This window comes from Ruminococcus sp. (genome assembly GCF_045129435.1).
GTDB lineage: Bacteria > Bacillota > Clostridia > Oscillospirales > Acutalibacteraceae > Ruminococcoides.
This window is the reverse complement of record NZ_JBGVJL010000033.1, coordinates 19,836-28,992: the sequence shown is the minus strand read 5'-3', so window position 1 is coordinate 28,992 and position 9,157 is coordinate 19,836. Positions and strand designations below refer to the sequence as shown.

Annotated in this window: 6 protein-coding genes; 2 read left to right on the top strand and 4 right to left on the bottom strand. The window is 38.5% G+C overall.

Annotated features, from left to right (window positions below; translation table 11 throughout):
• On the top strand, positions 1-261 hold a 261-nt coding region (locus tag ACJMMI_RS01805; RefSeq protein WP_405352952.1), incomplete at its 5' end, for a hypothetical protein.
• A gap of 254 nt (positions 262-515) precedes the next feature.
• On the opposite strand, the gene ACJMMI_RS01800 is transcribed toward ACJMMI_RS01805, so the two are convergent.
• Positions 516-2,501 (bottom strand): CotH kinase family protein, encoded by a 1,986-nt coding sequence (locus tag ACJMMI_RS01800; protein ID WP_405352950.1) that lies wholly within the window; start codon positions 2,499-2,501, stop codon positions 516-518.
• A gap of 166 nt (positions 2,502-2,667) precedes the next feature.
• Between ACJMMI_RS01800 and ACJMMI_RS01795 the strand changes: the two genes are divergently transcribed.
• Positions 2,668-3,501 carry a cohesin domain-containing protein gene (locus ACJMMI_RS01795; RefSeq protein WP_405352948.1) on the top strand — a complete coding sequence of 278 codons (834 nt, stop codon included), beginning with the start codon at positions 2,668-2,670 and terminating at the stop codon, positions 3,499-3,501.
• Positions 3,502-4,076: 575 nt separating this feature from the next.
• Here the strand turns inward: ACJMMI_RS01795 and ACJMMI_RS01790 are convergent.
• The 3 genes from ACJMMI_RS01790 to ACJMMI_RS01780 form a co-directional block, all read right to left on the bottom strand.
• Positions 4,077-5,435 (bottom strand): citrate/2-methylcitrate synthase, encoded by a 1,359-nt coding sequence (locus ACJMMI_RS01790; protein ID WP_405352946.1) that lies wholly within the window; start codon positions 5,433-5,435, stop codon positions 4,077-4,079.
• A 215-nt stretch (positions 5,436-5,650) separates the two neighbouring features.
• Entirely contained in the window at positions 5,651-7,915 is a 2,265-nt protein-coding gene (locus ACJMMI_RS01785; RefSeq protein ID WP_405352945.1) for an alpha-amylase family glycosyl hydrolase, read from the bottom strand.
• A 271-nt stretch (positions 7,916-8,186) separates the two neighbouring features.
• Positions 8,187-9,005, bottom strand: coding sequence for a Cof-type HAD-IIB family hydrolase (locus ACJMMI_RS01780; RefSeq protein WP_405352943.1), 819 nt, complete (start codon positions 9,003-9,005; stop codon positions 8,187-8,189).
• Positions 9,006-9,157 lie beyond the last annotated feature (152 nt).

The window sequence follows — 9,157 nt, the reverse complement described above, 5'->3', positions numbered from 1 at the left end:
GGTAAATTATGGTTTAACACCGGTCGGGAAATTTTGATTGAATTAGCACAGACTTTATACTCGAATCAAAAATTTAGTCAACCTTTTTCAAAGGTTGTGGGTGTGGGCAAAGCCCACAAAACTTTTAGTTTACACAAAATTTTGATAGCCAAACAGCAGGCTGTTTGGTTGCTTGAGCACAATGGCGATAGCCTTATAATTGCGATAGCAACACAAAAAGCCATTATTCTTTATTATTTATTAATGAAGTATTTCTTTTAAAAGGCTGTCGCCCGTTTTATCAAACTTTGCTTTAGCACACAAACAGCGTTGCTGTTTGTGCCCGATAGACTGATGTAAAAACAACTTTTCTTGGGCGTTGCCCAAACCCACGAGCCTTTAAAAAGGCTCGACCTAAATTTTATAATATTTATTCAAGACTTTACGCTAAACCATAATTTACCACAACTTTTGAAAAAGAACCTACAAAAAACACCGCCCGATTTTAACCGAGCGGTGTCAGAGTATTTATTTTATTAACCTGCAATAATAAGCTGAAGGTCGGTAACATCTCTTACATCTATGATGCCGTCTTTGTTAATGTCAGCCATTTTTACGCCCTCTGCGTCAAGTGAGCCGTTGCCTGCAATGTGAAGCTGGAGGTCTGTTACATCACGAATATCTACAACTCCGTCATTGTTAAGGTCATTTTCGAGTCTTGGATTTTCAGGCTCGTAATCAGCATACATCTGACTGCTAAGCCACGCTGCTCTGCTTGTGAACCAGTCTGCACAGTAGTTGTACATACCGTCAAAGTCATTATTATATCTTGTAGTAGTATTGCTTACTGTATATTTGCCTGTTGAGTAGTCAAAAGCCGCTGTGTTAAGCTTGCTGTGGTCTGCAATCCAACTACCTGTTTTGAGCAGCCAACCACTCTTATAATTCATTTCCGCACTACCCTTTACATAATTGTAGTAAACATCAGAAGAATAAATCTCGCCCTCGCTTACTCCGCTTGACATAAAGGTCTGCATAGCCGGAACAAAGTCCTCAAACCAAATCTTTGGTGCTACCTTTAGAACATTCTGGTTTCTTGCAATAAGGTTCATAACATTATTAGTGCCACGGCTGTTTTTGCCCTTACCCTTATATTTGCACCACCAACCGCTATACTGCTGATAGTCATTTACACCGATATTTCCAAGCTCCCATTCAACACCAACGGCATTGCCAAGTGAATTATCATAGTCCCATACAGGTGAACCGAAGAACTTCCAATCGCCGTTTTCGTCCTGCTTGTATGTAAAGTAAAGGCTTGATACACCGGAATCCCAGTTCTTGCCGAGTTCGTTTATAAGGTAAATTTTTGTAACCGAGTCAACATCTGCATACTCTGAAAGGTCTGTGCTTGAGCTTTTGATTGCGTTATAGAAAGCATCAAACTTTTCTTTTACATAATTTTTAACCTCATCATAACCCTTATCCCCCGGAGCAAGCTCAGGAGTTTTGATTGTAATAGGGTTACCGCTTGATGAAGTAAAGTGATAATCATCATCGTTTGCACTTGCGTCAACCTCGCATACAAATGCAAAATCCTCGTTGATTGAGCCGTCTTCATTGAGATAGCCGGTTTCGTCAATATCACTGAGAAGGTTTGTCTTACCGGTGTCAATCTTCTGGCACATCTGATAGGAGCCCCAGTAATAACCGTTTGAGTAGAAATCAACATAACGGGAATCAGATGCATATGGCATACCTACAGCGTCAGATAGGTCATATAAGAATCTGTTTCTTGAAAGAGAATCGTCCTGAAAGTTAGCAAGCAGAGAAAATTTCTTACACTTCTCCATTGAACCTACAGTTACATTATCTTTGAATGTTATATTGTACGGCTTTTTATCCTTGTACCAAGTTGTATTTCCTCTGCCCTTGATTTTCTTGACCTCTGCAGCCTCAAGGGTGCCGTCTGCGTCAGTGATAGCAGCCATTGCGGTTGCTGAGTTGCTCTTTGACTGGTTAAGGTAAGGAATCAGGCTTGTACCGTTACCGTCTGCATTATCGTTATTAAGATAAACGGCAGCCTCAGCAGTTGACTTCATAAAAATCAGCGTGATATTTTCGTTGCCTGCCTTTACAGTGTACTCAACATTGGTTTTGTAAGGAACAGCGGCAGTCTGATACGGTGAAATTGTAACACCGTTTACCGTAACAGACGAAGAATAGGCGTTGTAAATATCTACCTTTTCATCGTTTACTGATGACGGCAAAAAGAAATATCTCGTAGATGGATTTACCTCGTAGGCTTGCCCATCATAATAAGAATGCTTGCACTGCCAACTCTGCCACGCCTGAGCATCTTCAGAATTCAAAACTGCGTGAGCGTATAAGCCTGAATAGGTTTTGAAATCGGGTGAAGATACAACGGTTTCATTAGTCTGTGCTGCAATGGCTGATACTGAAAACCCGGTTGCGAGCACTACTGCCGAAAGTCCAGATGCTATAAGTTTTCTAAAATTCATTTCATACACTCCTAAAATTTCATTTAGTTTTCACATATTCATTGTATCATAAGTATTATTAAAATACAATGTCAAATTTTGCAAATTATTATTTAATATTTACGCTTTATTTTTATAATATATTTTGCTATAATAGGGACAATAACATTAGACAAGGAATGATTTTATGAATAATTCAAACAATAAAGCAAAGAGAATTTCTGTTGCATTATTGGTTGCGGTACTTGCTGTGTCAACCTCATTTGCAAGCGTAATGACAGGCTGCGGCAATAAAGATGAAAGCTCTTCTACCGCTGCAACTGTGGCAAGCTCAACATCAGCTACAGCAGGAAGTGTAAATACAACCTCCGCAAGTGAAAAATCAGAAAGCGAACAGAGTTCTCAGAGCAGCAATTCACAAAATTCAGGCTCACAGAATTCACAGACATCTGAAAAATCAGAATCAGAGGTCAATAACGATTCTTCAAAATCCGAGTCAAAGTCTGAAAGCTCAAAGAGCAACAATTCCAATAATGCTTCAGACAAAACCTCAAGCAATTCTTCAAACAATTCATCAAGCAAAAGTGACTCTGGCAATAAGTCATCAGACACACTTACGGTTGACGTTCACGATTACAAAAAGGGTGATACAGTAACAGTCACCTACTCGGTAAAGAGCACAAAGGTACTTGCAAACTTCCAGGCTACAATTTCCTATGATTCTTCAAAATTAAAGGTACAGAAAGCCGAGTTACAAAGTCACGCAACCACAAACAGTATTATCAATGCAAAAAATGCAGGTGTAATCAAGTTCAACGGCTCAGACATTACAAAAGGATATGACTACCGCAACGGTGGCGACCTTGTTGTTGTAACCTATGAGGCAACAGGCACAGGCTCTGCAAGCACAAGCTACTTGTGGGAATCTGCAAGCACTATTGAAGACAACAAGATTATCACCCATATTGATGATAACGGTAAATCAGATGGAACCGTTACACTTTCAACATCTTATAAATAAAATGTTAAAAACTCTCGCATTGCGGGAGTTTTTTTATTATTTGGTCGTTGATTTTGGCTTGAATTAGCACAGATTTTATATTCGGACATAAAAATTTAGGTCAAGTCTTTTTAAAGGCTTGCGGATATGGGCAGAGCCCATAAAATCTTCTAATATAACAATTTATTAGGCACAAACAGCAACGCTGTTTATGTGCTAAAAGCTACATTTGACAAAAGAGGAGACAGCTTTTTAACAAGAAATAATTTATAAATAGAAAAAGAATATCTTTTCTGTTTTATGTTGCTATCGCAATTATAAAGCTTTCGCCGTTGTGCTCAAGCCGCCAAACAGCAAGCTGTTTAGCTATCGGAATTTTCCGTAAATCGAAAGTATTTGTGGGCTTTGCCCACACCTACAGCCTTTGAAAAAGGTTGACGAAACTTTGTTGTCCGAGTATAAAGTCTGCAATAATTCAAGCAAAAATTTCCCGACCGTTACTAAACCATAATTACCTCAACTATTGAATAAAAACCATTAAAACACAAAACTAAAAGGCGGATACTCAAGCTTAGTATCCGCCAAATTTTAACATATTATCTTTTATCAAGAGGTTTATAGTCTTTCATTGTTGAAATGCTCATATATGCAGGACGAATAATCTTGCCGGCATTTACAATTTCCTCGAGTCTGTGTGCACTCCAACCGGCAATTCTGGCTGTGGCAAACATTGGTGTGTAAAGCTCACAAGGAATATTAAGCATACTGTAAAGCAAGCCGCTGTAAAAATCGACATTGGAAGCAACGCCTTTATAAATTTTACGCTTTTTGCCGATAACCTGTGGAGCAAGTCTTTCTACTCTTGCATAAAGGTCAAAGTCCTCATCATAGCCCTCTGCCTTAGCAAGCTTCTGAACTGCACCCTTGAGAATAATCTGACGAGGGTCAGAAATTGTATATACAGCATGACCCATACCGTAGATAAGGCCCATTCTGTCGAATGTCTGCTTTTCAAGAATTTTTTCAAGATAAGCTGCGATTTCCTCGTCATCTTTCCAGTCTTTTATATGCTCTTTGATATCCTCAAACATATAAAATACCTTAACATTAGCACCGCCGTGCTTAGGGCCTTTAAGAGATGCCAAAGCTGCGGCTATAGCAGAATAAGTATCTGTACCTGAAGATGTTACAACATGGGTTGTAAAGGTTGAGTTGTTACCGCCACCATGCTCCATATGAAGAATAAGTGCCATATCAAGTACTTTTGCCTCAAGAGGAGTATATTTTCTGTCTGGTCTGAGCAATGAAAGAATAACCTCTGCTGTTGACATAGTAGGCTCTGCACGATGGATATAAAGGCTCTTATCACGAAGATAATGGTTATATGCGTGATAACCGTAAACAGAAAGCATTGGGAATACTGAAATAAGCTGAATACACTGACGCAAAACATTATCTACAGATGTATCATTAGGGTTGTCATCATAACAGAACAATGTAAGTACACTGCGGGCAATAGAGTTCATCATATCTTCACTCGGTGCTTTAAGGATAACATCACGAACAAAGTTCTGTGGCAAAGTTCTGTATTTTACAAGCAATTCTTTAAAATCCTTGAGCTGAACAGCATTTGGCATTTCACCAAATAAAAGAAGATATACTACTTCTTCAAAACCAAAACGGTCATCCTCAAGAATACCGCCGATTATATCATTAATATTATATCCACGATAATACAGCTCACCATCACAAGGAACAAGCTTGCCGTCAACTTCTTTATTCTGGAGAATTGTGGAAATATCTGTAAGGCCTGTTAATACACCCTTACCATCGAGGTCACGAAGTCCTCTTTTAACATTATACTTTGAATAAAGACTTGTGTCGATCATAGAATTTGAGATCATTTTTTGTGCCAAATCATGAATAGCCGGTGTGTTATCTGAATAACTGCCCATCAAAATCACTTCCTACAATAAAAATTTGTAAATCAATAGTAACCATTAAATAACATTATATCACATTTTAAAGAAAAAGAAAAGATACAAAATGCTTTAAACTGTCTTATTTATCATTACGATTATGTTATATTTATATACATTTCAGCTAAAATATCCATTTATACACAAAAAGAGGATGAATTTTACTTCATCCTCTTAGTTGTTATTGTAAATTATTTAAGATATGTACCGTTTGTACCAATCTTACCGTCAATGCCTGTGAAGCCTGCACCGCAAGCAACATAGCATCTCATATTAGCTGTACCAACACTGCCAACTGTAAGTGTACCGTTTGTAACATTCTTAACATCACCTGTAACAGCATCAATATACTTGCCGTTAGGAATATTCTTGAATGTAGCACCGCCTGAAATTGTTACGAGTGCAAGGCTGTCAACGCCTTCGCTTGCATTTGTATAACGGCGGATAAATGCCATATTACCTGATACATACTGGTTATCAGTTGTGTACTGACCCTTCTGGAGAGCAGGTACTGCTCTTCTGATCTGGTTAAGCTGTTGGAGATGTACTGAAAGTGGTGAGCTGAGTGTTTCTGCAACCTTACCGCTTGCTGTATATTTACCAAAATCGGTAGCTGTTACATTACCCTCAAGATAGTCACCAAAGTAAGCACGACCTGTTGCAGAAAGAGGAGAATTAGGACCAACATCAATTACCTGACCCTTTGCAAACTCAACTTCAGAGCCGTAGTAAATACAAGGAATACCACGGAAAGTAAACATAAGATCCATATTCTCTGCCCAAGCCTGTGTACCGCCTGTATAACGAACCTTTGAGCAGAAGTCAGGAGCATAGTCGTGTGAATCTACATAAACAACATTCCATGTTGAATCATTGAATGCTGAGTCTTCGCCAAGAGCTGTGTTGTATGCCTTGTTAGCGTTTTCAAAGTTCCAGTGCATTGTAAAGTCGATTACACCTGTACCGTTTGCTTTGCTGTAATCAGGTGTGTGGTATGAAATACCGTTAAGGAAAGCGTTGTTGCTCTTTTCTGAAACTGTCTTTGTATTATACTTTGAATAATGTGCTTTAGAATTGGCAAAGTTTGTTTCCCAATCGCTGAAGTTAGTACCCCAGTTATTCTGCCAAGCACTGTCAGTTTCTTTCCATGTATAGAAGAACGGAGAGTCAGACTGACCACCCTCGTTGATAAACTCACTCCATCTTGCACAAACCTCACCAAAGATGTAAAAGTTTTCATACTTATCGTATGTTGGGAAGTATGCACTGTTAAGAGTCCAACGGTTGATGTGCTTTTCAGTGTCAAGACGGAAAGCATCAACACCCATATCTACATAGTCGGTATATGTATCATTGATATACTTTGCAACCTCCGGGTTTTCTGTGTTAATATCACGGCAGTCACCCTCGATTGAAGCATACTGCTCAAGAGGCTGTCCCCAGCCACCGCCGGAAGTTTCTCTGTGGTAGGTTTCATTGGTATCGTGGCCGCTTGTGTGGATAGACTGCATAATGTCAAGACGAGCCTGGAACTGAGCATCACCGTTAAGTGAATCGTAATTTGGGTAAGATTTATCAAGATCACTGCCCTCAATAACCTTCATACAATCTGTGCTGCCAAGATCCTGAATTGTGTTATATTCTTTAGTAAACATTGGGCAGAGTGTTGACTCACCAAAGTTACCTGTATGGTTCCAAACAACATCCTGAATAACCTTCATACCCTTTTCGTGAGCCGCATCAATAAGATCCTGATATGTAGCACCGTCACTCTCATAACGAACATCTACAGTTGTAAAGTCGAGTGCGTGGTAGCCATGATAGTCATAACCGGAAGCATTTGTTACAACAGGAGTAATCCAAATTGCACTAAAGCCTAAAGCCTTGATGTAGTCGAGCTTATCGATAAGACCTTTAAAATCGCCTCTCCAAGCAGGATCTGAATCAGGGTTGTTTGCTTTCTGGTCTTCCCAACAATGAACATTGTTGCCTGTGTCGCCGTCATAGAAACGAGTTGTGATTACAAAGTAGATTGAATCTTCTCTGAGGTCTGCTCTTTCCCAATCCTGAGTTTCAGTCCAAGACTTAGAAGACCATCTGCCGTTTTTGTACCACCACTCACCGCTGTTTCTTGTTGTTTCAGCAGACTGAGTACCGTTTGTAACAAACATCATATTGATTTTTGTTACATTGCTAAATGTGTAGCCGTAGCTGTTATCACCCTCAGCAGTCATCTTTGGACCGGGGTAATCTGTTGAGATATTCTGCGGAAGACTGTTCCAGTAGTAAATGTTTGGAGCACCGTCCTCAGAATACACATGTACTTTAATACCGTTATAATCAGCCTGAACTGACTCATCTTCGTCAACAGTAGCAGCCGAAACCGACACAATGCCGACTGTTGCTGCGATGCAAACAACGAGCATTAAAGCAATGAGTTTTTTTACCTTTGTCATAGCTTTTCCTCCATTTTTGTTTATAACAAAATTTTACATCCATATATTATTATAAATTAGTTATTATTAATCTTATTTCTATATTAGAATTATTTAAAATCTGTACTTCCAAACATTTTATACCTGTTTTATGTAATTTACACAAAAAAGTGAATAAAGTGTAACTTTTTTAAAAAGTCATATTTCTTTTTCCTTTACTTATCATAATTTTTACACAAAAAATCCCTTCCTCAGCTAAATTTACCTAGGAAGGGACTACAATTAAAATCTATTAAATATTATCCTTTAAAACTAATTTTTCTACCGTTTTAGCCACGCCGTCATCGTCATTTGTTTCGCAAACATAGTTTGCAATTTTCTTTACATCTTCCTCAGCGTTGCCCATAGCAACACCGAGTCCGGCATAGCCAATCATTGTCATATCATTATAATTATCGCCAAAAGCAATAAGCTCTTCGCTTGTAATATCAAGCTTTTCAAGAAGCATAGGGAGCATTGAGCCCTTTGTTACACCAAACGGCATAATTTCAAGGAAATAAGGAGCACTCTTATATACATCAAGCAAGCCATCATAGCGTTTTGCGAGAATCTCGTTGTATTTATCAATCTCGTTTGGCTCACCTGAAAGCAAAAGCTTGTTGATTTTCTCCGGAATAGCAGCCATAAAATCGTCAACAACTACCATTTCCATTTTGAGAATATCCCTCTCAACATTAGAATAATCGTTGAGGTTTCCGCCCGTAATGATTTTCTTATCATCATAGGTGTGAACTGTAAGCTTTGAGTCCTTTAAAACGCTTAAAATATCAGAAAGATATTCCTTTGGAAAATCCTTGCTTACAATGGTCTGACCTGTTGTGCAGTCAAGAATTTTACCACCGTTAAAAGCCATAATGTAGCCTTCGTACTTGTCAACCATCAAATCCTTTGCAATTTCCTGAATGCCAATAGGATGTCTGCCGGACGCAAGCACAACTTTTTTACCTCGTTTTTGAGCCTCAATAAGTGCATAGCGTGTGCGTGGTGTAATCTCTTTTTGAGAATTAGTCAAAGTACCGTCAATATCAAGTGCAATAATTTTGTATTCCATAATATCACCTGTGCCTTTGAAGTATTGATTAACAAATCAGTTACAATATAACACACAAGCGGTAAAAATGCAAGTATTTGATACATTTTATAAATAATAACAGCACTTTTAGCATTAATATGCTATTTAATAAAAATATTTGCCTATCATAA

Excerpts from the sequence above, each read along its gene's own strand:
- ACJMMI_RS01800 (WP_405352950.1), bottom strand. The coding sequence starts at position 2,501 with ATGAATTTTAGAAAACTTATAGCATCTGGACTTTCGGCAGTAGTGCTC.
- ACJMMI_RS01785 (WP_405352945.1), bottom strand. The coding sequence starts at position 7,915 with ATGACAAAGGTAAAAAAACTCATTGCTTTAATGCTCGTTGTTTGCATC.
- ACJMMI_RS01780 (WP_405352943.1), bottom strand. The coding sequence starts at position 9,005 with ATGGAATACAAAATTATTGCACTTGATATTGACGGTACTTTGACTAAT.
- ACJMMI_RS01790 (WP_405352946.1), bottom strand. The coding sequence starts at position 5,435 with ATGGGCAGTTATTCAGATAACACACCGGCTATTCATGATTTGGCACAA.
- ACJMMI_RS01795 (WP_405352948.1), top strand. The coding sequence starts at position 2,668 with ATGAATAATTCAAACAATAAAGCAAAGAGAATTTCTGTTGCATTATTG.